The organism is Pseudomonas sivasensis, assembly GCF_013778505.1.
Lineage (GTDB): Bacteria > Pseudomonadota > Gammaproteobacteria > Pseudomonadales > Pseudomonadaceae > Aquipseudomonas > Aquipseudomonas sivasensis.
Genome location: NZ_JAAOWU010000003.1, coordinates 46,068 through 72,727, shown reverse-complemented (window position 1 = coordinate 72,727; position 26,660 = coordinate 46,068). Strand labels below are relative to the sequence as shown.

Below are 26,660 nucleotides of genomic sequence, written 5' to 3'. Positions count from 1 at the left end.
GTGTGGGAGGGGCGGTGCGAAGATTCGATTTGCCCCCGATGCTTTTAGAGCTCTACGACAACGGCTTGGGAAGCACGGGTCGCCTTGGCCCGAGCCGCTTCAATCGACTCATCCCGCGCCAACGCCACGCCCATGCGGCGCTGGCCATTCACTTCTGGCTTACCAAACAGACGCAACGCGGTGTCCGGCTCGCTCAGTGCAGCGCCGAGGTTGGCGAATGCGGTCTGGGTCGACTGCCCTTCCACCAGAATCACCGCCGAGGCCGAAGGCCCGAACTGGCGAATCAACGGGATTGGCAAGCCCAGAATGGCGCGCGCGTGCAGGGCAAACTGCGATAGATCCTGGGAAATCAAGGTCACCAGACCCGTGTCGTGCGGGCGCGGCGACACTTCGCTGAACCACACCTGATCGCCCTTAATGAACAGCTCCACGCCAAACAGACCACGGCCACCCAAGGCTTCGGTCACGGCTTTGGCAACGCGCTCGGATTCCGCCAGGGCAACCGGGCTCATGGCCTGTGGCTGCCAGGATTCCTGATAGTCGCCCTTCTCCTGACGGTGGCCGACTGGCGCGCAGAAGGTGGTGCCGCCGATATGGCGCACGGTCAGCAAGGTGATTTCGTAGTCGAAGTCGATAAAACCTTCGATGATCACGCGGCCTTTGCCAGCCCGCCCGCCTTCCTGGGCGTAATCCCAGGCCTTCTGCACATCGTCAGCGCTGCGCAGCAAGCTCTGGCCTTTGCCCGACGAACTCATCACTGGCTTGACCACGCACGGAAAGCCCAGATCCTGGACGGCCTTGCTGTAGTCTTCAAAGGTGTCGGCGAAGTGGTACGGCGAGGTCGGCAGGTCCAGTTCTTCAGCGGCCAGGCGACGGATACCTTCGCGGTTCATGGTCAGCGACGTGGCGCGCGCGGTCGGGATCACGGTGAAGCCTTCGGCTTCCAGCTCCACCAGGGTAGCGGTGGCGATGGCTTCGATTTCCGGCACGATGAAGTGCGGTTTTTCCGCTTCGATCACCGCACGCAGGGCGGCGCCGTCGAGCATGTTGATCACATGGCTACGGTGGGCAACCTGCATGGCCGGCGCATTGGCGTAGCGATCCACGGCAATCACTTCAACGCCCAGGCGTTGCAGTTCGATCACCACTTCCTTGCCCAGCTCACCGCAGCCACACAGCAAAACGCGGGTCGCGGTTGGCGACAATGGAGTTCCGATTCGGGTCATCTCAGGTCCTCAGGGGAGCGGATCATGGGGAGAAAGGCCGGCATTTTACATGAACTGTAAAAATTGGCCTCAGTTGGCGACGGCCCGCTTGCGGATACGCCAGGCCATGATCAGCCACACCACCGTGACCCCGGCGAATTTCGATGCCAAGGCCGTACCCACCACCGCCGGCGTCAGCGCGCCGATCAGGCCGAAGAAGATAAACGTGTCGAGGGGAATGCTCAGCGCCGAACTTATCCACAGGCGATCGTGGAGCGGGCGCTTGGTGATGCTGAACACCAGCCAGTCGATGCATTCGGACACCGCGAATGCCGTGGCACTGGCAAGGGCAATGGCAGGGTCGGAAGTGACGTAAGACAGTACCAGCGCCGCCAACATGGCGATGATCGCACCGTGGCCGAAGCGGGTTTGCACCATGTCGCGCAGAATAAATACCAGGCCACCCCAGGCGGACCAGATCACGTCAAGGTGCGGGGCGGTGGAGAAAGCGAAGTTGATCAGCACGACGCTGCTGATGTAGGCGATCAGGAAGAGCATGGGGCGAGAGACCTGTGAACAAGGGGCACAGGGTACTTCACATTTTGAAATATGTCGTCTGGGAGGGTCCCATCGGGGGCAAGCCCCCTCCCACATTTTGACCGTATTCCTACAGATTAAACGCGGTTAAGTGTGGAAGGGGGCTTGCCCCCCGATGGCGATCTATCAGGCGCCGGATTTACCAGAAGCCATAAACACCAGCCCAGCCGCCACCGCTCGCTCGTGGCACAAGCCCAACACCACCCGGCGTTCGGCGTTGTCCATGCGGCTCCAGCGCGTGATTTCATCCACGGTGCGCTGGCAGCCGGTGCAGATGTCGTCATCATCCAGCGCGCAAATGCTCACACACGGCGAGCCAACGGGGCGTTCAATCGGGTTCATTCTTGCTGCTCAGCCAGGTCGCGGGCATAGCGCTGTGAGTTATGCACATAGTGGGCGGCGCTGGCTTCGAGCATGCGCTTCTGGGCGTCGGTCAACTCACGCACCACTTTGCCCGGCGAGCCCATTACCAGCGAACCATCGGGAATTTCCTTGCCTTCGCCAATCAGCGAGTTAGCGCCAATGATGCAGTGCTTGCCGATTTTCGCGCCGTTGAGGATCACTGCATTGATGCCGATCAGACTGTAATCGTCCACGGTGCAGCCGTGCAGCATGGCGTTATGGCCGATGGTCACGCCCGTGCCCAGAGTCAGCGGATAGCCCATATCGGTGTGCATCACGCTGCCGTCCTGCACATTACTGTTCTTGCCGATCAGGATCAGTTCGTTGTCGCCACGCAATACCGCGTTGAACCAGACGTTGGCGCCCTCTTCCAGCTTGACCTTGCCCACCAGCGTGGCGTTCGGCGCCACCCAGCTGTTGGGATGCGTCTCGACGCGGGCGTCGCCCAGGCGGTATTTCATGGTGTGTCCTCACGGCTTGCCATTCAAACGATGGCTTAGATATTGATGAAGCTCTTGGGCGGCTGGTGCAGGCTGATCTGGGCGTCGTCATAGAGCAGGTTGATCAACTCGACGATCATGATCGCCGTCAGCCCCCAAATCTTGTATTCGCCAAACCGATAGCTGGGCACATACCAACTGCGGCCCTGGTAATCGATTCTGTGGGTATGTTCGCGCGGATCCTGTCGGAAAAAGTCTAGGGGAACGCTGAAAACGGCGGCAATCTCTGCATCATTGGCCAGGTATTCGACGTAATCAGGGACCACGCCGACATAAGGTGTGACGCGAATACCATGCAGGGAGATCAGGGGGCTCAACGGGCCGATCACTTCGACCAAGCCAGGCGGCAGGCCGATTTCCTCTTCGGCCTCACGCAGGGCGGTGAAAATCAGGTCCGGGTCTTCGGGGTCGCGACGACCGCCGGGAAACGCCACTTCGCCACCGTGGGTCGACAGGCCGCTGGCGCGTAGGGTCAGGATCAGCTCGGGTTCATCACTGCGGGTAATCGGCACCAGCACCGCAGCCTCGGGGAAACGCCCGTCGGTTTCCAGCGTGTGGGGGGTGTGGTTGCTTACCCGGCGAAGTAGCTCGTCCAGCATGAGTCATCTCGGTCTGTTGGCTACCATGCATCATGCACCAAAGCGTGCGGGCGCCCAACCCCAAAACCCGGCGGGTGTCGCTAAACGACAACTTGCAGGCCCCTGCCCGCCACGCCAAGATAGGCGCACTTTCCAGGAACCCCAGCATGAAATTCTGCAGCCAGTGCGGTAAACCGGTCACCCAACGCATTCCAGAAGGCGACGGGCGCCTGCGTTTTGTGTGTGATCACTGCTCGACCATTCACTATCAGAACCCCAATATCGTCGCAGGGACCGTACCGGTGTGGGGCGATAAAGTGCTGCTGTGCCGACGCGCCATCGAGCCGCGCCTGGGCTACTGGACTCTGCCCGCGGGCTTTATGGAAAACGGCGAGACCGTCGAACAGGCCGCCACGCGCGAAACCCAGGAAGAAGCCTGCGCCCGCGTGCGCAACCTGGCGATTTACACACTGATCGATGTGCCGCACATCAATCAGGTGCATATCTTCTACCGCGCCGAACTGGTCGACCTGGACTTCGCCGCAGGCCCCGAAAGCCTTGAAGTGCAGCTGTTTGACGAAGCCGACATCCCTTGGTCCGAGCTGGCTTTCCGCACGGTGGGACGTACCTTAGAATGCTTTTTCGCTGACCGCAGACTTGAGTCCTACCCGGTGCGCAGCGAGGCTGTGCCGCCGATGGGCAAGCCCGCCCAATAATAATCCGGCATCAAGGGAAATCGTTTTAATGCGTTGGTTGCTTGCTCTGCTCTGCCTGTCGTTCGCTACCCTTTCGCCGGCTTCTAGCGTGGAGACCCTGGGCGGCAAAACCGTCGAAAAAGTCCTGGTGCTCAAGTCCGCCCATCAATTGCAACTGATCAACGACGGCAAGCCGATCAAGACTTACCGCATTTCCCTGGGCAAAAACCCCAAGGGCCACAAGCTGATAGAGGGCGACCGCCGCACCCCGGAAGGCCTGTACTGGATCGACTGGCGCAAGACCAGCGACCGCTTCAACCTGGCCATGCACATCTCCTACCCCAATATCAGCGACGCCGCCCGTGCGCGCCGCGAAGGCGTGAAGCCCGGCAGCATGATCATGATCCACGGCACGCCTGACACCGAAGACTACCCCGAACAGTGGTTCCACACCCTGGACTGGACCGACGGCTGCATCGCCATGCGCAACGTCGATATGCGTGAAGTCTGGACCCTGGTCAAAGACGGCACCCTGATCGAAATTCGGCCGTAATCGTCGATCGTTCGTAAAATAATTCGAAAATTTTTCCCGCCTTCAACAGCGCCCGCCGGTGAATACCAGTTCACCGCGCGGGCTGCGCCGTTCTGCGCGCCATAAAGACCTCTCTAATACCACTTAAGACCAAGCCCCGTTATAGGGCCATAAAAACCGGATTTTCACCGTTTTCGCTGCATTGACATGGTATTTAAGTGGTATTAATTTCCGGCCAATACCGGGCGACAACACTCCAATAACGCATCGGAAACCTGACAGATGAATCCCATCCTGGCCCTGCGCCCTGACGACAAACAATCCACGCCGCTTTACCTGCAATTGGCCCGCAAGCTGGAAGCGGCCATCCATGCCGGCGAGTGGAAATCCGAACAGGCATTGCCGTCTGAACGCGTCCTTAGCGAGCAACTGAGCATCTCGCGAGTCACCGCCCGCAAGGCGCTGGAAGTGTTGTTTGCCCAAGGCCTGATCCGCCGCAGCCAGGGCTCCGGTACCTTTATCACGCCTCGCCTGGAACAGCCGCTCTCGCGCCTGTCGGGTTTCAGCGAGATGTTGCGCCTCAAGGGCTTTGTGCCCAGCTCCCAATGGCTGGAGCGTGACATCACCCCGCCGACCCATGAAGAGCTGATCCGCCTGGCCCTGTCGCCCACCGACAAAGTGGCGCGCCTCAAGCGTTTGCGTAAAGCCGACGACACCGTCATGGCCATTGAGATGACCACCATGCCTGCCTCGGTGCTGCCGCAACCGCAAGCCATCGGCAGCTCGCTGTACGAGTACCTGGAAAGTATCGGCAAGCCCATCGTCCGTGCCCTGCAGCATATCCAGGCGGTCAACGCCTCGGACGAGTTCGCCGCCCTGGTGGGCATCGCCCCCGGCACCGCCATGCTGCTCATGACCCGCGTGGGCTACACCGCCGACAACACGCCGATTGAAATCACCGACACCTACTGCCGCAATGACTACTACGACTTTGTCGCAGAGCTGCGTCGATATGACTTTGCCGCCGAGTAGCGGCCTTAGAGAACTGCACATGTCCGAAGATAATATCCTCACGCCCCACGGCTGGATTCGCGGCCGCCTGGTGCATGAACACGGCAAGGTGACCGCAATTGAAGGCGTGCCTTGCGACCCGACGCAAAACGATTTGCCCTACCTGCTGCCGGGCTTTATCGACCTGCATGTGCACGGCGGCGGTGGCAAGGACATCATGGAAGGCATCGACGCCTTCGAGACCATCACCCGCACCCACGTGCGCTTTGGCACCACCTCGCTGCTGGCCACCACCATGACCGCGCCGGTGGATGAAATCTCCAGCGTGCTCGGTCAACTCGGCGGCTTTTGCGAGCAGCGCCCTGCCGGCAGCGCCCGAGTACTCGGCGTACACCTGGAAGGGCCTTACATCAACCCAGGCAAACTTGGCGCCCAACCCAACTTCGCCCACACCGCGCTGATGGAAGAAGTCGAGGCGTACCTGCGCCTGGCGCCCATCCGAGTGATCACCATCGCCCCGGAAATCGCCGGCCACGACGCCCTGATCCGCACCCTCAGCGAGCGCGGCGTACGCATGCAGATCGGCCACACCTTGGGCAGCTATGAAGAAGGCGTCGCCGCCCTCGCTGCGGGCGCCACCAGTTTTACCCATCTGTACAACGCGATGAGCCCGTTGCATCACCGCGAGCCGGGGATCGTCGGCGCCGCGCTGGCCCACGCCAAGTACGCCGAGTTGATTCCGGACCTGCTGCATGTGCACCCCGGCGCGATACGCGTGGCGCTACGGTCGATCCCTTGCCTGTATTGCGTTACCGACTCCACCGCCGCCGCCGGCATGCCCGATGGCGAATACAAGCTGGGCAGCCACACCGTCACCAAATGCCTGGGCGGCGTACGCCTGGCCGACGGCACCCTAGCCGGCAGCACGCTGACCATGGACCAGGCGCTGCGCAATCTGGTGAAGATCGGCCTGCCTATCAGCGAAGCCTCACAACGCCTGTCGCAATTTCCTGCGGATTACCTGGGCCTGGAAGAACGCGGCCGCCTGCAACCCGGCAGCTTTGCCGACTGCGTGCGCCTGGACCGCTCCCTGCAACTCACCGACGTCATGGTCGAAGGAGAAACCATTGTCTTCAAAAATGCTTGAAGAGGCCTTGGCCTCCTGTGACGCCGTCGCGGCGCAACTGCAACGCCTGAACCCGGCACTGGAAGAAATCGCCGGCCGCCTGCGCCGCCAGCCGCCGCAAGTGGCGATGACCATCGCCCGTGGCAGCTCGGACCACGCCGCCAGCTATTTCGCCTACCTGGCCATGCAACATGTGGGCATTCCGGTGGCGTCGTTGCCGATGTCGGTGGTGACCTTGCTGCAAGCGCCGTTGAAGGTCAGCGGCCAGGTGGCGTTCGGTTTCTCGCAGTCCGGCCAAAGCCCGGACCTGGTCAACAGCCTGCGCCTGCTGCGTAAGCGCGGGGCTTTGAGCATCTCGTTGGTCAACGCCGAAGACTCGCCGCTGGAAGCCGCCTGTGAATTCCACGTGCCGCTGTGCGCCGGGCCGGAACTCAGCGTGGCCGCGACCAAAAGCTTTATCGCCACCCTCAGCGCCAGCGCGCTGTTGGTCGGCCACTGGAATCAGGAAGCCGACCTGCTGCAAGCCTGCCAGGCGTTGCCCGATGGCCTGCGTGAAGCGGCCCGCCAGGATTGGAGCCGCGCCATCGACGCCCTGCGCGACAGTCAGCGCCTGATGGTGATCGGCCGTGGCGCCGGTTTTGCCATTGCCCAGGAAGCTGCACTCAAGCTCAAGGAAACCTCGGCGATCCAGGCCGAAGCCTTCAGCAGCGCCGAGGTGCGCCATGGGCCGATGGCCTTGATCGGCGACAACTATCCACTGTTGGTGTTTGCCCCGCGCGGCGCCGAGCAGGCGGGCCTGTTGAGCCTGGCCGTCGACATGCGCCAGCGCGGTGCCCGCGTGCTGTTGGCCGCGCCGGACGATATCGCCGAACGCGACCTGACCCTGAGCCGCGCCGAACACCCGAGCCTGGACCCGGTGCTGGCGATCCAGAGTTTCTACGTCATGGCCGCCGGTCTGGCGGTCGCCCGCGGCATGGACCCGGACCAACCGCGCCACCTGAGCAAAGTCACCCGCACTCACTGAGTGGTGTGCCGTGTTTTCCTGATGAGTACCGTGCCCATGTCTAACAACAATAATGCAGTGACCCTCAGCGCCCCCCTCAGTGGGCCGGTGCTGACCCTGGGCAACGTCCCCGACGAAGTATTCGCCAGCGGTGCCATGGGCGACGGCCTTGCGATCGACCCGCTTAATAACTGCCTGCATGCGCCCTGCGACGGCGAGATCATTCACGTCGCGCGTACCGGCCACGCGCTGACAATCCGCGCCGACAATGGCGCCGAGCTGCTGATGCATCTGGGCATCGACACCGTCGAGCTGAAGGGCGAAGGTTTTGCGCTGCTGGTCAAACAGGGCGCGCGGGTGAGCCTGGGCCAGGCGCTGGTACGGTTTGACCTGGATCGCATTGCGCGCCAGTGCAAGAGCCTTATCAGCCTGATCATCCTAACCAATGGCGAGCACTTCGACGTGCTGCCTCTGGCGTCGCAAACCGTCAACGTCGGCGAGCCACTGATGCAGGTCATCGCGCGGTCGACAGCGCCCGCTCAGACGGCTGTGGATAACTCCATCGAAGAAGCCAGCGCCCGTGTGCACATCACCCATCGAGGCGGCTTGCATGCTCGGCCCGCAGCGCTGATCCGCAAGACGGCCCAGGGCTTCAGCAGCCAGGCGCGCTTGCACTACGCTGACAAGTCGGCCGCCTGCGACAGCTTGATCGGTTTGATGGGGCTCGGCATCGGCGAAGGCGACGAAGTGCGCGTCACTTGCCGGGGCAAGGACTGCGAGGCGGCCTTGCAGGCCCTGGTTGCCGCGCTGTCTGCACCGATGAAAGAAGAACATCACGCGCCTGCCGCCGTTACGCCACGCCGAGCCAATACCGAAGCCGGTGTATTGCAAGGTGTCTGCGCGGCGCCCGGCCTGGTCTGCGGGCCGCTGTTTCGCCTGAGCGGTATCGAGCTGCCCGCAGACACGGGCCAGCATTCGGCCGACGAACAACTGCAACGTCTGGACACGGCGCTGGAGCAGGTGCGCGGTGAAATCCGCAACACCCTGGAGCACGCCCGCCAGCGTAAAAACGTCGAGGAAGAAGACATCTTCGCCGCCCACCTGGCCCTGCTGGAAGACCCGACCCTGCTGGAAGCCGCCACGGGTGCCATCGAGCAAGGCAGCGCCGCCACCCATGCCTGGCGCGATGCGATCCAGGCCCAGTGCGCAGTGCTGCTGGCATTGGGCAAGCCATTGTTCGCCGAGCGCGCCAACGACCTGCGCGACCTGCAACAACGCGTGCTGCGCACATTGCTGGGTGAAGCCTGGCACTTCGAGTTACCCGCTGGCGCCATCGTCAGCGCCCATGAACTGACGCCCTCGGATTTGCTGCAACTGAGCGCGCAGCAGGCCGTCGGCCTGTGCATGGCCGAAGGTGGCGCGACCTCCCATGTGGCGATTCTGGCGCGCGGCAAAGGCCTGCCCTGCGTGGTCGCGCTGGGCAGCGAAGTCCTCGACGTACCGCAAGGCCAGCGGGTGGTGCTGGACGCCGCCAACGGCCGCCTGGAACTGGCGCCCAGCGAAGCCCGTCACGCTCAAGTGCACCAGATTCGCGACGCGCAAAAACTGCGCCGCCAACAGCAACAGGCCCAGGCTCACCAACCGGCACGCACCAGTGACGGCGTAGGCATTGAAGTGGCCGCCAATGTTGCCTCCAGCGCCGAAGCCCAGACAGCGTTTGAAAACGGCGCCGATGGTGTCGGCCTACTGCGTACCGAATTCCTCTTTGTCGACCGCCGCACCGCGCCGGATGAACAGGAGCAACGCCAGGCCTATCAAGCCGTGCTGGATGCCATGGGCGACAAGTCGGTAATCATCCGCACCATCGATGTGGGCGGCGACAAACAACTCGACTACCTGCCCCTGCCCGTCGAAGCCAACCCGGTCTTGGGCCTGCGCGGTATTCGCATGGCCCAGGTGCGTCCCGAACTGCTCGACCAGCAACTGCGCGCGCTGCTGCAACTCACACCGTTGGCGCGCTGCCGCATCCTGTTGCCGATGGTCAGCGAAGTCGACGAACTGCTGGAGATCCGCCAGCGCCTGGATGAACTGTGTGCGCAGCTGAAGCTGACCCAGCGCCCTGAACTGGGGGTGATGATCGAAGTTCCCGCCGCCGCGCTGATGGCCGAACAACTGGCCGAACATGCGGACTTCCTGTCCATCGGCACCAATGACCTGTCCCAGTACACCCTGGCCATGGACCGCGACCACGCCGGCCTCGCCGCGCGGGTCGACGCGCTGCACCCGGCGCTGCTGCGGCTGATCGCCCAAACCTGCGACGGCGCAGCCAAGCATGGGCGCTGGGTTGGCGTCTGCGGCGCGCTGGCGTCCGACCCGCTGGCCACCCCCGCACTGATCGGCCTGGGGGTCAGCGAGCTGTCGGTGAGCCCGCCGCAAATCGCAGAAATCAAGGACCGCGTCCGCCACCTGGATGCGGCGCAATGCCGGCAACTGAGCCTTAGCCTGCTCGACCTGAGCAGCGCCAAAGCCGTACGCCAAGCCTGTCAACACCACTGGCCGCTGAGCTGACAACAACAAGAAAAAGGAGACCCGCCATGTACCAACTGTTCATCGAAGGCCTGCAACGCCTGGGCCGCGCGCTGATGCTGCCTATCGCCATCCTGCCGATTGCCGGCCTGCTGTTGCGCCTGGGCGATACCGACCTGCTCAACATCGCAGTGATGCACGATGCCGGCCAGGCGATCTTCGCCAACCTGGCGCTGATCTTCGCCATCGGTATCGCCGTGGGCTTTGCCCGCGACAATAACGGCACAGCCGGGCTGGCCGGTGCGATTGGCTACCTGGTGATGATCTCTACCCTCAAGGTGATGGACACCAGCATCAACATGGGCATGCTCGCCGGGATCGCCAGCGGCTTGATGGCCGGTGCGCTGTATAACCGTTTCAAGGACATCAAGCTGCCTGAGTACCTGGCCTTCTTCGGCGGGCGACGGTTCGTGCCGATTGTCACCGGGTTCTCAGCGGTTGGGCTGGGGGTGATCTTTGGCCTGATCTGGCCGCCGATCCAGCACGGCATCAACAGTTTCGGCGTGCTGCTGATGGAAAGCGGCAGCATCGGCGCGTTCGTGTTCGGCGTGTTCAACCGCCTGCTGATCGTCACCGGCTTGCACCACATCCTCAACAACATGGCCTGGTTTGTGTTCGGCAGCTTCACCGACCCGGCCACCGGCGCCGTAGTGACCGGCGACTTGACCCGCTATTTTGCCGGTGACCCCAAAGGTGGCCAATTCATGACCGGCATGTTCCCGGTGATGCTGTTCGGCCTGCCCGCCGCGTGCCTGGCGATGTACCGCAACGCCCTGCCGGAACGGCGCAAGGTGATGGGCGGGATCTTCCTATCGATGGCGCTGACCTCGTTTCTCACCGGCGTGACCGAGCCGATTGAATTCGCATTCATGTTTCTCGCGCCGTTCCTGTACCTGATCCATGCGCTGCTCACCGGTCTGTCGATGGCCGTGACCAATATGCTGAATATCCACCTGGGCTTTACCTTCTCCGGCGGGTTTATCGACATGGTGCTGGGCTGGGGCAAGTCCACCAATGGCTGGCTGGTGGTGCCAGTGGGGCTGGCGTACGCGGCGATCTACTACACGGTGTTCAGCTACTGCATTCGCCGCTTCAACCTGAAAACCCCAGGCCGTGAAGACGGCCAAGTGGCACCGGCCGAAGCAATGAGCGACAACCAGCGCGCCACGGCGTACATCAGTGCCTTGGGCGGCGCGGACAATCTGCTGAGCGTCGGCGCCTGCACCACTCGCCTGCGCCTGGACATGGTTGACCGCAACAAGGCAGTGGATGCCGAACTCAAAGCCCTGGGGGCGATGGCTATCGTGCGGCCGGGCAACGGCGGCAGTTTGCAGGTAGTGGTCGGACCGCTGGCAGACAGCATTGCCGATGAGATTCGTCTGGCGATGCCGACCTCCGTCAGCACATCACCTGCCATCGCCACTGCGCCGACTCAAGCCAGCAACGTTGCCTCGACCGTGGCGCAGCAATGGCTGGATGCGCTGGGCGGTCAGGCCAATGTCGTGCAGTTGGAATGCGTGGCCATGACCCGCCTGCGCCTGCACCTGGCCGACGAAAACGCGCTGTCGCAGGCGCAGCTCACGGCACTCGGTTGCCAGGGTGTCAGCCGGATCGACGCCGGTGTGTGGCACCTGCTGGTCGGCGAGCAGGCCCAAGGCTTAAGCGCCGCACTCAAGGCCTTGACCTCTCGCCAGCCAGTCCGCACCGGCGCCTGACCTACCTATCTACCGCCCTGTTCAGGGCGGTCGTGCCCATGCTGAGGGCTCCAATCCTCAGCATGGAGCCTGTGCCCGTGAGCACTTCCACCCCACCCCTGACCTTTGACGAGATCAAAGGCTCACTCAACTTGATCGGCCATCACCTGCTCGACCTCGATGCACCGCTGCTGCCGACGCAGCCGGCGTCGCCTCCACTCGCGTACCTGGAGCGCCTGAATACCCATCTGGAAAACTACCGCCAGCAGTTCCTGACAAACAGCCGCGTGCTGTACCAGAACCTGGCCAACAGCGATCTGCGCAGTACTGAAGGTCAGGCCCTGCTGACCACGCTCAAGGCCACGCTCAACACGCAATTGCTGGATATGGATAGCCGCGAGCAGATCGACGGCAAAGCGCGCAAATCCTTCATGACCTTTGAAGCCGGCTACACCGCACTGACCCACGAAACCGCACTCGCGGTCGCCGATCGCCTGTTCCACCCTCAAGAGCAGGCGATCCTGGACCGCGTACCACTGGGCGTCACGCAACGCCCCGGCCTGTATGCACTGACCTTTGAATACCAGGGGCAAACCATCGAACTGGCCGGTGCGTTTGTGCTGACCGAACATTCAAGCCCGGTGGTAAGCGAGCTTCAATCGAGCACGCCGGTTGGCCGCGTGGCACTGTTCACTCCCTCGCGCGGGATTGAATTTTTCGCCTCCCTGGCCGACCTCAACAGCGATCTGTTCCAACGCCTGGACGCCGCCGCCGAGCGCGCTCACTTCATGGGCCTGCTGGCAAGCGACTACCGCGCACTGACGCCGCAAGCCATCTGGCCGCTGGCATTGACCCCGATCAGCGACCGGCCACTGTTCGAGCACCTCGACAACCAACTGATCGCCAAGCGCAGCGCCGACATCGACCGCGCCCTGAGCCTGGTGGACAACCCGCACACTGACGCGCAGGCACTGATCAATGCGCTGGAGCAGGCCATCGTCGACGCCGTGCCCGACCTCGGCGCGCGACTGCAATGGCGCGCCCAATTGCTGCTCGACCGATGGTTACGGCACAGCGCGCCAGACTGGTACCGCAGCGCCTCAGATACCCAACGCGCACGACTCGCCGAACACTTGCAGCATTACGACCAGTCCCGGCAGCGCCTGGAACAACTGTTCGGCGCCCTGGCCACGCCGTACACCCTGGCACGCCACCAATGGCTGGAGCGCCTGAGCGATGACCTGGATATCCACGACCTGGAACCACAACGCTTGCTGGTGACCACCCGCCGCGCCATCACACCGATCGGTGAATACAGCCACAAACGCGACCTGGTCGAATTGGCCTTGCGCGGCCTGCATCCCGACGATGAAAACGCCGGTTCCGATTTCCTCGAAAAGACCAGCCTCAGCTACGACGGCGCGCCACTGCCCGACACCTACGCCGCGCTGACGCCGGCCTGGCTCGCGCAACAAATGGGCACGCTGCAACCGCGTATCGACTTCAGGGACCTGCAAAAGCAGCTGCATGCCAAGACCGAGCTGTGCCAGGCCATCGAAGCCATGCTCGACCACAGAATTAACGCGCTGGCCTGCACCGCAATGCTGCAGGGGCATCTCACTGCTGACGATTTCGAACTGATCCAACGCGTGCGCCAAGGCAGCGATCCATTGCTGAGCGCCACGACCCTGGCGCTGCACGAGGCCCAACTGCAAGACCTGTGGGTGCTGCTCCGGCGCGACGCCAGCGGCGCCGTCGACCGCGTGTTGCTGTGTACGCCGCAGGCTCCGCGCGAGCAACAGTTCCAGGCGTTCGACAGTGAAATTGCCTGCCAGAACCACATCCTCGGCTGGACTTTGGACAATGGCCTCAAATCGCCGCCAGGTACCCTCACCGATTACCTGATCAGCCGCGTCGCCCTGCGCTTTCGGGCCAAGATGAAACAGGTGCTCAGCGGCCTGAGCTACAAGTTTCACGCCCAGGAACACCGCGAAATCAGCTTCGGACACGCCGGCAGCCATGCCGATTGCCTCAAGGCCATGGCCACCCATGTGTTGGCCACGCGCCTGGATGACGATGAGTTCAGCACGCCCGCCTGGTTCCGTGCTGCGCCGCTGACCACGCGGCGAACCCTAGTGAAACTGGCGGACGACACCAGAGGCGCTCTGCGCGCCTACAACGATTATTCGTTGTCCGAGGCGCAAGTGCCGAGCTTCAGCGCTTACCTGCATGAGCAGGCGAGCGCCCGTCTGAATGAGCTGCTGGGACGCCCACGCAACGATGTCGACCCCGACACTGTTTGGGCCTACTCACCGGGGTCGGCAAAGGCTGCGCCCATCAACTACACCCAGCTGTATCGCGACGGCTATGCCGATGGCATCGGTTTTCTCGACGAAAAGTTCTCGCGCTCGGCACGCTTCAAAGGCCCCGAAGGCATCGACCTGAGCCCATTGACCGCCGAAAAAGTCGCACGCTCGGTCACCGGCGTCTGGATCGGCCAGCGCTACATCGATGAGATCAAGACACGCCTACTGAACGTCGGCAGCCCGGACTACAAGCTGCGCCGCGATACCACACTGGCCATTACTCAATGGCAATTGCGCAGTGCCGCTCTGGAATCTCACTTGCAGGGGGATATCGCGTCCATCGACCGGGAATGGCTGGAGCGCAGTATTGCGAAGATGGGCGAGACGGCACCGGCCATCCGCCGCGACCATGGGATCCACCGCCTGGTCATCGACGGCGACTGGGTGATCGGCTGCTATCTGTTCACCCATGCCGATGACCCAACGCTGCTCTACACCCCCAATGCTCCGGATGGCATCAGCGTGCGCGAAGCCAGGCAGTTCAACTACTTGCTGAAAAAACTGCCCGGCATGCTCGGTTACCTGGTGCAACGCGTCGCGGTGCAGTCCCAGGGACGAGTGCGCACATTCCTGGAGGACGCCCGGCACCAGTTGCCTGAAGGGCTGGATAAAACCAGCATCAGCCCGCCGCGCTATGACCCGATACGCGCGCAAACCCAGATCAAGGACCTGCGGCGCGAGGTGTATGACCTCAAGCTGCAACGCACCATTGATGATGTTTACGCGACTACCGTCAACCGCACTCAGATGATCAGCGGCATCGCCTGGACCTGTGTGGAATGGGTTGCCGCCATCGCTAGCGCGCCTTTTCCAGTGCTGAGCCTGAGCATCGGTCTGGCGCTGGCGTTCAAGGACGCCATGCTGGCTCTGCACGCTTACCATCAGGGCGACAACGCCCAGGCCCTGGAACACTTGATGGGTTACCTGCTCAACAGCGCCGGCGGGCTGTTCACCGACCTGCGCCCGGCCCTCGGCACCTTGCAACAGTTCGCCGTGCGCCAGGCCCCAAGGCGCCTCGTACAGAGCCCGACGCTGCAGTTGATCAGCGCCGTGGAACCCGCGCCACTCAAGCCTGCGGGGATGCAATCGGTGCTGTTCAATGGCGAATATCTCTGGGCTCATCAGACCCCGGACCCGATCGGACGCTATTTGCTCTATCGCCTCGACCCGGTCACCGGCAAGCTGGTCTCCACCACCCGCCTCGCCGCACCGGATGCCCAAGGTGTATGGCGCCGTACCGGAGTGACTGGCGTCGCGCCGAAGTATCAAAAAGTCCCGCAGGCCCCCGACGCGCTCAAGCACTACGAGATGCCCGCCCAGTACGCGGACAAACTGGAGCAGGTGCTCAACCCCGACCTCACGGCGCAACTGCGCCAACAGGGTGACTGGGTGTACCAAAACCCGCACGTCACCGTCGCTGCGGCGTCCCGGGAATTGCAGCCGGTGCGCGATGTGTATCAGCAACAAGTCAGCCAATTGACCCGCGACGCCGAGGACTTTTTCCGCCAGCAGCCGCCCGTCGCGCCCCGTGCCGAGGTACCTACCGTAACGCGGGAGACATCGTTGGCCACGCTCACCGATAACCCCGCATTTAGCCGCGCACCGAACCTGATCATTGGCGCCATCCCCGGCAGCGGTGTCGGCCAGCAGGTGCTTATCGAGAACATCGACACGCTGCTCAACAAAGGCTTCAAGCGCCTGTACATCGAATACCTGCCCGGTGATGTGTTTCGCCTGAAACTGGACAAGCTCAACAGCGGCAAATCCTGGAAGCACATCGAGCGGCATCTGAAGCTCGTCGACAAGGCAATGGGTTTTGCCGACAACGCCGAATTCTCCTACGTGGCGCTGGTACGCAAGGCTTCGGCCAAAGGCATCAAGATCAAGGCACTGGACGCCTCGACCTGCTACGACCTGGATGATGCCCTCAACCTCGGCGACACCCCACCCACCACAACGCGCAGCACCGCGTTGCGCAACTTCTACTCGCACAAAGTCCTGCAAGGCGACAGCGAAGCCCTGCCCGATGAGCGCTGGATTGCCCTGTTGGACCCCGCGCGCATGCGCGCGGCCGATCAAGTCCCGGGCTTGGCCGATCTGCACAAGGCAGTTGCTGTGCGCGTGGAAAATGTCGGCGCTGACCATGCCTTGGGTTTGCGCATCGACGCCAGCGACGCTTCCGCCGATTACACCCTGGCCGTGCGCGGGCCTGAACGAACCGTAGAATCCCCAGCCCCGTCGAGTGGTGCGGCAACGGTCACGCATTACAGCGACTACGATATCGCTGCGGACCTGCGCGAAAGCATCCAGACCCAGTCATACCAGTCCCACGGCCTGGACAGTCATTTCCTGCCGGCCCCCGAGCACCGCAAGGCGTTTTCAGTGTTCAAGAAAACGCGGGAGCGTCTGACCCAAGATGCACAGCAGTACTTCAGCCAGCACACCCTGCCGGCTCGCCCGGAACTGTCGCGACTCAGCGGGCAGACGCAGCCGGAACCGTTTCTGCGCGCTGTCAGCGAAAGCCGGCTGGCGGGGCTGGTCATCGGCGAGGCCCACAGCGCGCAGACGAGCAAGGCGTTCCTGATCAAACACATGAAGCAACTCAAGGCGCTCAAGTTCGACACGCTGTACGTCGAACATTTGCTCACCGACCTGCACCAGGCCGAGCTGGATGCCTTCCGCCAATCCAAACGCCTTTCGCCCGCGCTCAAGGACTACCTCAAACGCCAGGATGCCGGGCACATGCCGCTCTACAGTGGGGCTAACACCTACTTCGAAGTGATCCAGCAAGCCAACAAATATGGGTTGCGTGTACGCGCACTCGACTGCACCGCCAGTTACCACGTCAAGGGCGCAAACACAGAGGCGCGCAATCAGATGTTCAGCTACTTCGCGTCACGGGTGATCGACGCTGACCAGGCGGCGCACGGCCCACACAAATGGGTGGCGTTCATCGGCAGCGCCCACACCAACACCAACCTGCAAGTGCCCGGCCTGGCCGAGCTGCAAGGCGCCGCCAGCCTGCATATCCGCGATGCTGCGCCCAACCTGTCGTCCCCCATCCGCCCCGGCCGCTGGGAGACAGGTCTGGAAACCCGCTGGACGGCACTGCGCAGCGACTTCACGCTAAAGGTCGGCGTGGCTGGCATGCGTGAGCCTGCCGCATTCGTACCGCTGGACCGCACCCGACTGAAAGTGTCCGGCCACTTTCTGGTCGAACACCCGTCAATGGCCGAAAGCAACCTGCTGCACAAATCCCGCAGCGGCGAAATCGTCTCGACCCCGATCCAGGTCGATGACCAGGGCCTGTTCTACATCGATCGCTGGGGCATGGCGCAGCAGCGCTTCCTCTACCAGACCACCTTGATCGACGCCGTACGCGCCCAGGTACAACTGACGCCCGCGCCGTAATCCAGGCAACAAAAAACCCGCTGACCAAACTGGCCAGCGGGTTTCTTGTTTATGCCGTCAACGAATCAAAAATCCGCCAACTGCCATACCTCGTACGCCGGTGTCTCGTAGGGGTGGCTCAGCTTCAACGCAGCCACAACAGCCACGATCAGCGCATCCGCCACCACCAACTCGACCTTCCATTCTTCGACGACTTCGACCTGGCCAACCTGGCCGATAAACGGCTGACTGCCGTCCAACGCGCGGAATTGGCCCTGGCCCAGCACTTGCCAGGCGCAGTTGTCGTAGTCGCCAATGCGTCCGCCGCCGGCTGCAAAGACGGCGGTTTTCACCGTCTCCACATGGCTGTCGGGCACAAAGAAGGCAAGCTTGTACACGACCTTAGTTCACCCAAACGCGAGCGTTACGGAACATGCGCATCCACGCACCGTCTTCGTTCCACTCTTCCGGGCGCCACGAGTTCTGCACAGCGCGGAATACACGTTCCGGGTGCGGCATCATGATGGTCACGCGGCCGTCGCGGCTGGTGAGGCCGGTGATCCCGCGCGGCGAGCCGTTCGGGTTGGCAGGGTAGTTTTCGGTGACTTTGCCGTGGTTGTCGACGAAGCGCATGGCCACACAACCGGACAGGTCGGCTTCGAGCAAGGCTTCTTCGCTGGCGAACTCCGCATGGCCTTCGCCGTGGGCGATGGCGATCGGCATGCGCGAACCGGCCATGCCTTGCAGGAAGATCGAGTTGGACTCCTGCACCTGCACCATGGCGACACGGGCTTCGAACTGCTCGGAACGGTTACGCACAAAGTGCGGCCAGAACTCGCTGCCCGGGATCAGTTCGCTGAGGTTGGACATCATCTGGCAACCGTTGCACACACCCAGGGTGAAGCTGTCGTTGCGCTCGAAGAAGCCTTGGAACGCATCGCGGGCACGGCTGTTGAACAGGGCCGACTTGGCCCAGCCTTCACCGGCACCCAGCACGTCGCCGTAGGAGAAACCGCCGCAAGCGACCAGGCCTTTGAACTCGTTGAGGTCAACGCGACCGGCGAGGATATCGCTCATGTGCACGTCAATCGCATTGAAGCCGGCACGGTCGAACGCCGCCGCCATTTCCACCTGGCCGTTGACGCCCTGCTCACGCAGCACAGCAACTTGTGGGCGAATGCCTTTCTTGATGTACGGCGCGGTGATGTCCTGGTTGACGTCGAAGCTGAGCTTGGTGCTCAGGCCCGGGTTGTCTTCTTCCAGGATCACGTCGAATTCCTGCTCGGCGCAATCGGCGTTGTCACGCAGGCGTTGGATCTGGTAGCTGGTCTCGGACCACTGGCGTTGCAGCAGACGGCGTTGACCGGCAAACACGGTATCGCCATTGAACGAGATATTGATTTCACCGTTGTTGATCGGCTGGCCAATCACCGCCACGCAGTCGTCCAGGCCAGCGGCGCTGAATTGAGCGAGTACGTCCGGGGTTGCGTCCTGGCGAACCTGGATCACGGCGCCCAACTCTTCGTTGAACAGGATGCCGTTGATCTCAGATGCATCCTCGGCAACGCTGTCGAGCACGATGTTCAGGCCGCAGTGACCGGCAAACGCCATCTCGACAACGCTGGTCAGCAGGCCGCCGTCGGAACGGTCGTGGTAAGCCAGCAGATGGCCGTCGGCGTTCAGGCCCTGGATCACGGCGAAGAAGGCTTTGAGGTCTTCAGCGTCGTCAACATCCGGCGCCACTTTGCCGAGCTTGCCGTGGGTTTGCGCGAGGATCGAGGCGCCCATGCGGTTCTGGCCACGGCCCAGGTCGATCAGGATCAGATCGGTGGTGCCTTTGTCCATGCGCAGTTGCGGGGTCAGGGTCTGGCGGACATCGGTAACCGGTGCAAAACCGGTCACGATCAACGACAGCGGCGAGGTCACGCTCTTGTCGGTGCCGTCTTCGTTCCAACGGGTGGCCATGGACATCGAGTCCTTGCCCACTGGAATGGTGATGCCCAGTTCCGGGCACAGCTCCATGCCGACCGCTTTTACGGTGTCATACAGACGCGCATCTTCACCCGGGTGACCGGCAGCGGACATCCAGTTGGCCGACAGTTTGATGTCAGACAGTTTGCCGATACGCGACGCGGCGATGTTGGTGAGGGTTTCACCAATGGCCATGCGGCCCGACGCCGGGGCGTCCAGCAGGGCCAGCGGCGTACGCTCGCCCATGGCCATGGCTTCACCGGTGTAGACGTCGAAGCTGGTGGCGGTGACGGCAACGTCGGCCACCGGCACCTGCCATGGGCCGACCATTTGGTCACGGGCTACGAGGCCGGTGATGCTGCGGTCACCAATGGTGATCAGGAAGCTTTTGCTCGCCACGGCCGGGTGATGCAGCACGCGTTCGATGCTGTCGGCCAGTTCGAGTGTGCTTGGGTCGAAATCATCGCCCAGCTCGGCTTCACGCACCGCTGAACGGTGCATGCGCGGGGCTTTGCCCAGCAGCACTTCGAGGGGCATGTCCACCGGGCTGTTGCCGAAGTGGCTGTCAGTGACCGTCAGTTGCGGCTCGGCAGTGGCTTCGCCGACCAAGGCAAACGGGCAGCGCTCGCGTTCGCAGATGGCCTGGAAGCGCGCGAAGTCTTCAGGGCCGACGGCCAGCACGTAACGCTCTTGGGATTCGTTGCTCCAGATTTCGTGCGGGGCCATGCCCGGCTCGTCGTTTGGAATGTTGCGCAGTTCGAAACGGCCACCACGGTCACCATCGTTGACCAGTTCCGGGAAGGCGTTGGACAAACCACCAGCACCGACGTCATGGATGAAGCTGATCGGGTTCTTGTCACCCAACTGCCAGCAACGGTCGATGACTTCCTGGCAGCGACGCTCCATTTCCGGGTTTTCACGCTGTACGGAAGCAAAATCCAGATCAGCCGAGCTGGTGCCGGTTGCCATAGAGGAAGCAGCACCGCCGCCCAGGCCAATCAGCATCGCCGGGCCACCCAGCACGATCAGCTTGGAGCCGACCAGAATCTCGCCTTTCTTGACGTGTTCTTCACGGATGTTGCCCATGCCGCCGGCCAACATGATCGGCTTGTGGTAACCGCGCACTTCATCACCATGGGGAGTGGTGATGGACTGTTCGAAGGTACGGAAGTAGCCAGTCAGAGCCGGGCGACCGAACTCGTTGTTGAACGCGGCGCCGCCGAGCGGGCCTTCGATCATGATGTCGAGGGCGGTAACGATGCGCTCAGGCTTGCCGTACGGCACTTCCCACGGCTGTTCAAAGCCAGGGATCTGCAGGTTGGACACGGTGAAACCGGTCAGGCCGGCTTTTGGCTTGGCGCCACGTCCGGTAGCACCTTCGTCACGGATTTCACCGCCGGAACCGGTGGCTGCGCCAGGGAACGGGGCAATCGCGGTCGGGTGGTTGTGGGTTTCGACTTTCATCAGGATGTGCACCGGTTCCTGAACCGCGCCGTACTGGCGGGTCTCTGGATCCGGGAAGAAACGGCCGGCGACGGAGCCGACGATGACCGAGGCGTTGTCCTTATACGCCGACAGAACGCCTTCGCTGTGCATCACGTAGGTGTTCTTGATCATGCCGAACAGGCTTTTTTCCTGGCTCTGGCCGTCGATGTCCCAACTGGCGTTGAAAATCTTGTGACGGCAATGCTCGGAGTTGGCCTGGGCGAACATCATCAGTTCGATGTCGTGCGGGTTGCGCTTCAAGCCGTTGAAGGCGTTGACCAGGTAGTCGATCTCGTCTTCGGCCAGGGCTAGGCCCAGTTCGGTGTTGGCCTTCTCCAGGGCGGCGCGGCCACCGCCAAGCACGTCAATCGCGGTCAGCGGCTTGGGCTCGGCGTGGCTGAACAGACCGGCAGCCTGTTCGAGCTGGCTGACGATGATCTGGGTCATGCGGTCGTGCAGGCTGCTGGCGATCAGCTCGGCCTCGGCATCGCTGAACTGGCCGGCAACGTAGAAGGCGATACCGCGCTCCAGGCGCTGGATTTTTTCCAGGCCGCAGTTGCGGGCGATGTCGCTGGCCTTGCTCGACCAGGGCGAGATGGTGCCGAACCGTGGCAGAACCAGGAACAAGCGGCCGGTCGGCTCTTGAACGGGAACGCTTGGGCCGTACTTCAGAAGGCGTGCGAGCACTTGCTGTTCGTCGGCGGTCAATACGCCGGTAACGTCGGCGAAGTGAGCAAATTCAGCATACAGGCCTGTAACCGCTGGAACCTTCTGGCTCAGTTGCTCAAGGAGTTTGCTGTGGCGAAAGGCAGAAAGGGCAGGAGCGCCGCGCAGGATCAACATCTTCGGGACAGCCTCGGGAAGGGGTGTGCTTTGAGGCCGTGCATTCTAGCGTAAACCATCGCCAACGGCACCCGAAACGGCATCGCTGGCTGCTGCCGGACGTCAGTTGGCACGGTTTGCACACTATCGGGGCGTTATCCAAGGCATTGCGCGTAGTTATTTTAACCGTCACATTTGCCCGCCAAGCCACGTTTCTGCGGGCTGCAGCACAGTTTTGGCGGCGCTAGCAGACAAGTCCCCCGCTGTCGAGATATGGCGCCGTGGGCCGTTTGCGTATACTGCGCAGATGTTCTCACCAACTGCTTTGCGCCCGCGATGCGCCAAATGGCTCATCGCCACCGGACTCTTCCTGATGCTCAGCGCCTGTGTTGATAAACCCAGCACGCTTGAGCGAATCAAGGAGGATGGCGTATTGCGGGTCATTACCCGGAACAGCCCGGCCACGTATTTCCAGGACCGCAACGGTGAAACCGGTTTCGAATACGAACTGGTCAAGCGCTTTGCCGACGACCTGGGCGTGAAGCTGGAGATCGAGACTGCCGACAACCTCGACGACCTGTTCGGCCAACTGGGCAAGACCAATGGCCCGGTGCTCGCCGCCGCCGGCCTGGTCAGCAGCGAGCAGCGCCAGCAACAGGTGCGTTTCTCCCATCCTTACCTTGAAGTCACTCCGCAGGTCATCTACCGCAACGGCCAGTCACGGCCGACGAACGCGGCGGACCTGGTGGGCAAGAAGATCATGGTGCTCAAGGGCAGTACCCACGCCGAGCAATTGGCCGAGCTGAAAAAGCAAAACCCTGCAATCGAGTACGAAGAATCCGACGCGGTTGAGGTGGTCGACCTGCTGCGCATGGTGGACGAGGGGCAAATCGACCTGACCCTGGTGGACTCCAACGAAGTCGCGATGAACCAGGTGTACTTCCCCAACGTACGCGTGGCCTTCGACCTGGGCAACGCCAGCAACCAGAGCTGGGCCGTGGCCGCCGGCGAAGACAACAGCCTGCTCAACGAGATCAACAGCTACCTGGACAAGGTGGAAAAGAACGGCACCCTGCAACGTCTCAAAGACCGCTATTACGGGCACGTCGATGTGCTCGGTTATGTCGGCGCCTACACCTTCGCCCAGCATCTGCAGCAGCGCCTGCCCAAATACGAGAAACACTTCCGAGCCTATGCCAAGGAAGAAAAGGTCGACTGGCGCCTGTTAGCGGCCATCGGCTACCAGGAATCACTGTGGCAACCGGCGGTCACCTCCAAGACCGGCGTGCGCGGCCTGATGATGCTGACACAGAACACCGCACAGGCCATGGGCGTTTCCAACCGCCTGGATCCCAAACAGAGCATCATGGGCGGCGCCAAGTACCTGGCCAAAATCAAAGATGAGTTGGACGACAGCATCGCCGAGCCGGACCGCACATGGTTTGCCCTCGCCGCCTATAACGTCGGCACCGGCCATCTGGACGACGCGCGCACCCTGGCGAAGAAAGAAGGCCTGAACCCGAACAAGTGGTTGGATGTGAAGAAAATGCTGCCGCGCCTGTCGCAGAAGCAGTGGTACAGCAAGACCCGCTACGGCTACGCCCGGGGCGGTGAGCCGGTGCACTTTGTGGCGAACATCCGGCGCTACTACGACATTCTGACGTGGGTGACGCAGCCGCAGCTGGAAGGCAACCAGGTGGTCGAAGGCAACCTGCATGTGCCAGGTGTGGACAAGACCAAGCCTGCGGAAGACAACCCTAAGCTCTAAACGCCACCAACCAGCGCGGGACAAGCCCGCTCACCAAAGCAAGTAAATTACACCCCATTCAAACGGCTCACATTCGATCACCGTCGTCTTGTAGGCCAGTGATCAGGTGCACCACACCTCCCGCCAACACCATCACACCCGGCACACCCGCCGCTTTCAACGCTGACTCATCCAACCGCCCCACATCCTGCAATTGCACCCTAACCCGCGTCAGTGCCACACGCTGTTGCGACGTGAGGTTATCCGCGCCACCCAACGCACTCAGCACGTCGGCCGACACTAGACTCTGCGTCGGCGCCTCGACCGTTTCGGCAATCAAATCCGGGGTCAGGGCTTTCCAGAACGCCTGCTTCAATTTATCCAACATGCTCAGTTCTCCAGCACAGATGAGGTTTCGACGGTCGCCGCGTGAAAGCCACGCAAGGCCTCGCGCACTTGGGCGGCCTCTTCCAGGCCCAGCACCTGACGGGCAATGCTCTGGCAGTCGACCAGGTCCAGCTCGCGCACGGTGGCCTTGATGGTCGGGATCAACGGCACGCTGACCGATAACTCATCCACCCCCAGCCCGATCAGCACCGGCACCGCCAGCGCTTCGGACGCCAACGCGCCGCATACGCCAACCCACTTGCCATGGGCATGGGCGGCCTTGACGGTGGTGGCGATCAAGCGCAATACCGCCGGGTGAAAGCTGTCCGCCTGGCTGGCCAGGCGTGGGTGGTCGCGATCCATGGCCAGGGTGTATTGGGTCAGGTCGTTGGTGCCGATGGAGAAGAAATCCACATGGGGCGCAAACACGTCTGCCATCAACGCCGCAGAGGGCACTTCGATCATGATCCCCAGCTTCGGCAACTCGCCCACCCCCAGCGCCAGCGCTTCCTCTTCGAGAATCCTGCGGGCCAGATGCAGTTCCGACAGCAGGCTGACCATCGGCAACATGATATGCAGCCGCGCCAGACCGGCGCTGGCGAGGATCGCGCGGAACTGTTCGCGCAACAGTTCCGGGCGCTCCAGGCACAGGCGAATGCCGCGCAAGCCCAGGAACGGGTTGGTCTCGGCCTCCATCGGCACGTAGGCCAGCGGTTTGTCGCCGCCCACGTCCAACGTGCGTACAACCAGGTTGCGCTCAGCGCCCAGGGCGCGGGCGATGGCCGTGTAGGTGCTGGCCTGCTCCTCCGGGCTCGGCGCGCGGTTGCGGTCGAGGTACAGAAACTCCGAACGCAGCAAGCCGACCCCTTCACCGCCGAGAGTCAGCGACTGCTCCACCTCCTGCAATGAGGCGACGTTGGCCGTGACCTCAACGTGATGGCCGTCGCGCGTGATGGCGGGCAACGCAGCCTGTGCAACGTCGCGCTGCTGTCGCTGTGCCTGTTGTTGACGTGCGGCTTTCAACTGTTCGATCTCAGCCTGGTTCGGCTCCAAGTGCAGCTCACCCTTATCGGCATCCAGCAGGACGTGTTTGCCGTTGGCCAGCGCGAGTACTTGCACGGGCACACCACAGATCGCTGGCAAACCCAAAGCACGGGCGAGGATCGCCACATGGCTGGTCGCACCGCCGCCGACCGTGACAAACCCCAACACCTTGCCGGTGTCGAGGCTGGCGGTTTGTGACGGGGTCAGTTGCTCGGCGATCAAGATGGCGCGCTCGGGCAGATCCCAGGCGCGGTCCTCAATTTCCAGGATCAGTTTGAGTACGCGCTGGCCCACATCGGCCAGGTCCGCTGCACGCTCAGCGATCAGCGCATTGCCCAGCCCCTGGAACAACTTGACCGTGGCCGCCGTGGCGCTGTGCCAGGAAAATGCTGCGCTTTTGTCAGCGGCGAGCAGGCCATGGGCGTGTTCCAGCAGGGTCGGGTCTTCGAGCAATTCCTGATGAGCACGGAAAATCTCCGCCTGGGCACTGCCGACCGCCTTGGCTTGCAAGGTTTGCAGCGCTTCCGTAGCAGCCCGCAGCGCACGCGCCAGCGCGGCACGCTCGACCGTTTCGCCCGCGCCCTTTTCAGGGATGTTCAGTTCAGGCTCAGCCACCTGCACCACATGACCACACGCCGAACCCGGCGATGCGCAAACACCTCGCAGCACAGTCGCAGACACCACCGACTCAACCACCGCCACCGTTGCCGCGACCGGCTCGCCGCACCCTTGCGCCAGCAATTCCACCAACGCCTTGATGGCCGCCTCAGCCTCTTCTCCCGCCGCACTCACCTGCAAGATATCGCCCTGCACGGTTTGCAGCGCCATGATCGCCACCAGGGATTTCGCGTTGGCGCTTTGGGTTTGCTTGTGCAGATAAATGCTCGCATTGAACCCCTTCGCCGCCTGGGCAAATACCGCCGCCGGGCGCGCGTGCAGGCCATTGGCGTTGGGCAGGCTCAGCGGTTTGGAGAACAGCGCATCACCCTCCTCCTCGCTTGCAGCTTCAATCGGCTCGCCTGGGGATACCTGCAACAGCGGCTGGCCGATGTCTACAGCACCGTTTGCCAGCAGGGTGAACGGTTCGCCGCTGACCACGAGCATCAGGGTCAGCAAACTGCGGGCATTGAGCGCCACGTAGTCAGCGTCAAATTCGATCAGCGGCTCGCCGGCCTCCACCCGCTGGCCTTCTTCGACCAATCGGGTGAAGCCCTTGCCCGCCAGGTTCACGGTATCCAGGCCGATATGCATCAGCACCTGCACGCCGTTGTCGTCGGTGATACTCACCGCGTGCCCCGTGTTCTGAATATTGCTGACCACCCCGGTCAACGGTGCGCACAAGGTCTGCGAGGTGGGATCGATGCACAGGCCGTCGCCGATCATGCGGCTGGCGAACACCGGGTCCGGCACCTGATCCAGCGCCAGCAGCACGCCGGATAAAGGCGCCAGCAATTCCAGGGGTTGAGTTGCGGTCATGACGTCACCTGCTGTTTGGTTCTGTAAAAATCATTGGGCAGAA

The 26,660-nt window shown here is 62.5% G+C and carries 18 protein-coding genes; 9 read left to right on the top strand and 9 right to left on the bottom strand.

What is annotated here, in order from left to right; all coding sequences use genetic code 11:
* Nucleotides 1-44: 44 nt before the first annotated feature.
* From purT to G9Q84_RS06665, 5 genes are all read right to left on the bottom strand, one after another.
* Nucleotides 45-1,226 (bottom strand): formate-dependent phosphoribosylglycinamide formyltransferase, encoded by a 1,182-nt coding sequence (purT, locus tag G9Q84_RS06685; protein WP_003193969.1) that lies wholly within the window; start codon nucleotides 1,224-1,226, stop codon nucleotides 45-47.
* Between the two features lie 69 nt (nucleotides 1,227-1,295).
* Nucleotides 1,296-1,763, bottom strand: a complete 468-nt coding sequence (locus tag G9Q84_RS06680; RefSeq protein WP_032890779.1) for a VUT family protein — start codon at nucleotides 1,761-1,763, stop codon at nucleotides 1,296-1,298.
* A 165-nt stretch (nucleotides 1,764-1,928) separates the two neighbouring features.
* Nucleotides 1,929-2,144, bottom strand: a complete 216-nt coding sequence (locus tag G9Q84_RS06675) for a DUF1289 domain-containing protein (protein WP_032890777.1) — start codon at nucleotides 2,142-2,144, stop codon at nucleotides 1,929-1,931.
* A complete protein-coding gene (locus G9Q84_RS06670) occupies nucleotides 2,141-2,665 on the bottom strand; it encodes a gamma carbonic anhydrase family protein (RefSeq protein ID WP_032890775.1) in 525 nt (174 codons plus the stop codon). The genes G9Q84_RS06675 and G9Q84_RS06670 overlap by 4 nt, the downstream gene beginning before the upstream one ends.
* A 35-nt stretch (nucleotides 2,666-2,700) precedes the next feature.
* Complete coding sequence (locus tag G9Q84_RS06665) at nucleotides 2,701-3,303, bottom strand: CoA pyrophosphatase (protein WP_032890773.1); 603 nt, start codon at nucleotides 3,301-3,303, stop codon at nucleotides 2,701-2,703.
* Nucleotides 3,304-3,449: 146 nt separating this feature from the next.
* On the opposite strand from G9Q84_RS06665, the gene G9Q84_RS06660 reads away from it, so the two are divergent.
* The 8 genes from G9Q84_RS06660 to G9Q84_RS06625 all read left to right on the top strand — a co-directional run bounded on the left by G9Q84_RS06660 (nucleotide 3,450) and on the right by G9Q84_RS06625 (nucleotide 17,706).
* Complete coding sequence (locus G9Q84_RS06660) at nucleotides 3,450-3,998, top strand: NUDIX hydrolase (protein ID WP_032890771.1); 549 nt, start codon at nucleotides 3,450-3,452, stop codon at nucleotides 3,996-3,998.
* A 28-nt stretch (nucleotides 3,999-4,026) separates the two neighbouring features.
* A complete protein-coding gene (locus tag G9Q84_RS06655) occupies nucleotides 4,027-4,530 on the top strand; it encodes a L,D-transpeptidase family protein (protein ID WP_122756104.1) in 504 nt (167 codons plus the stop codon).
* A 261-nt stretch (nucleotides 4,531-4,791) separates the two neighbouring features.
* Nucleotides 4,792-5,541: a GntR family transcriptional regulator gene (locus G9Q84_RS06650; protein WP_032890767.1), complete on the top strand. Its 750-nt coding sequence runs from the start codon at nucleotides 4,792-4,794 to the stop codon at nucleotides 5,539-5,541.
* Between the two features lie 19 nt (nucleotides 5,542-5,560).
* Complete coding sequence (gene nagA, locus G9Q84_RS06645; protein ID WP_099602731.1) at nucleotides 5,561-6,667, top strand: N-acetylglucosamine-6-phosphate deacetylase; 1,107 nt, start codon at nucleotides 5,561-5,563, stop codon at nucleotides 6,665-6,667.
* Nucleotides 6,660-7,670 (top strand): SIS domain-containing protein, encoded by a 1,011-nt coding sequence (locus G9Q84_RS06640; RefSeq protein ID WP_420875412.1) that lies wholly within the window; start codon nucleotides 6,660-6,662, stop codon nucleotides 7,668-7,670. Before nagA ends, G9Q84_RS06640 begins: the two co-directional genes overlap by 8 nt.
* 36 nt (nucleotides 7,671-7,706) lie before the next feature.
* Complete coding sequence (gene ptsP / locus G9Q84_RS06635) at nucleotides 7,707-10,217, top strand: phosphoenolpyruvate--protein phosphotransferase (protein WP_122756102.1); 2,511 nt, start codon at nucleotides 7,707-7,709, stop codon at nucleotides 10,215-10,217.
* A 26-nt stretch (nucleotides 10,218-10,243) separates the two neighbouring features.
* Complete coding sequence (gene nagE, locus G9Q84_RS06630) at nucleotides 10,244-11,950, top strand: N-acetylglucosamine-specific PTS transporter subunit IIBC (protein WP_122756101.1); 1,707 nt, start codon at nucleotides 10,244-10,246, stop codon at nucleotides 11,948-11,950.
* Nucleotides 11,951-12,027: 77 nt separating this feature from the next.
* Nucleotides 12,028-17,706, top strand: coding sequence for a membrane-targeted effector domain-containing toxin (locus tag G9Q84_RS06625; protein WP_181643055.1), 5,679 nt, complete (start codon nucleotides 12,028-12,030; stop codon nucleotides 17,704-17,706).
* Between the two features lie 65 nt (nucleotides 17,707-17,771).
* Here G9Q84_RS06625 and G9Q84_RS06620 read toward each other — a convergent pair whose 3' ends face one another.
* Both G9Q84_RS06620 and purL read right to left on the bottom strand, forming a co-directional pair.
* Entirely contained in the window at nucleotides 17,772-18,083 is a 312-nt protein-coding gene (locus G9Q84_RS06620; RefSeq protein ID WP_095185810.1) for a YqfO family protein, read from the bottom strand.
* 4 nt (nucleotides 18,084-18,087) lie between these two features.
* Nucleotides 18,088-21,984, bottom strand: a complete 3,897-nt coding sequence (gene purL / locus G9Q84_RS06615) for a phosphoribosylformylglycinamidine synthase (protein WP_181643054.1) — start codon at nucleotides 21,982-21,984, stop codon at nucleotides 18,088-18,090.
* Between the two features lie 286 nt (nucleotides 21,985-22,270).
* Between purL and mltF the strand changes: the two genes are divergently transcribed.
* Entirely contained in the window at nucleotides 22,271-23,731 is a 1,461-nt protein-coding gene (gene mltF / locus G9Q84_RS06610; RefSeq protein ID WP_032890750.1) for a membrane-bound lytic murein transglycosylase MltF, read from the top strand.
* A gap of 67 nt (nucleotides 23,732-23,798) precedes the next feature.
* Here mltF and G9Q84_RS06605 read toward each other — a convergent pair whose 3' ends face one another.
* Together G9Q84_RS06605 and ptsP (G9Q84_RS06600) are read right to left on the bottom strand one after the other, a co-directional pair.
* The gene (locus G9Q84_RS06605) at nucleotides 23,799-24,098 is read right to left on the bottom strand and encodes a PTS sugar transporter subunit IIB (RefSeq protein WP_122756099.1); all 300 of its coding nucleotides are present in this window, start codon (nucleotides 24,096-24,098) and stop codon (nucleotides 23,799-23,801) included.
* A gap of 2 nt (nucleotides 24,099-24,100) precedes the next feature.
* Complete coding sequence (ptsP, locus tag G9Q84_RS06600) at nucleotides 24,101-26,617, bottom strand: phosphoenolpyruvate--protein phosphotransferase (RefSeq protein ID WP_181643053.1); 2,517 nt, start codon at nucleotides 26,615-26,617, stop codon at nucleotides 24,101-24,103.
* Nucleotides 26,618-26,660 lie beyond the last annotated feature (43 nt).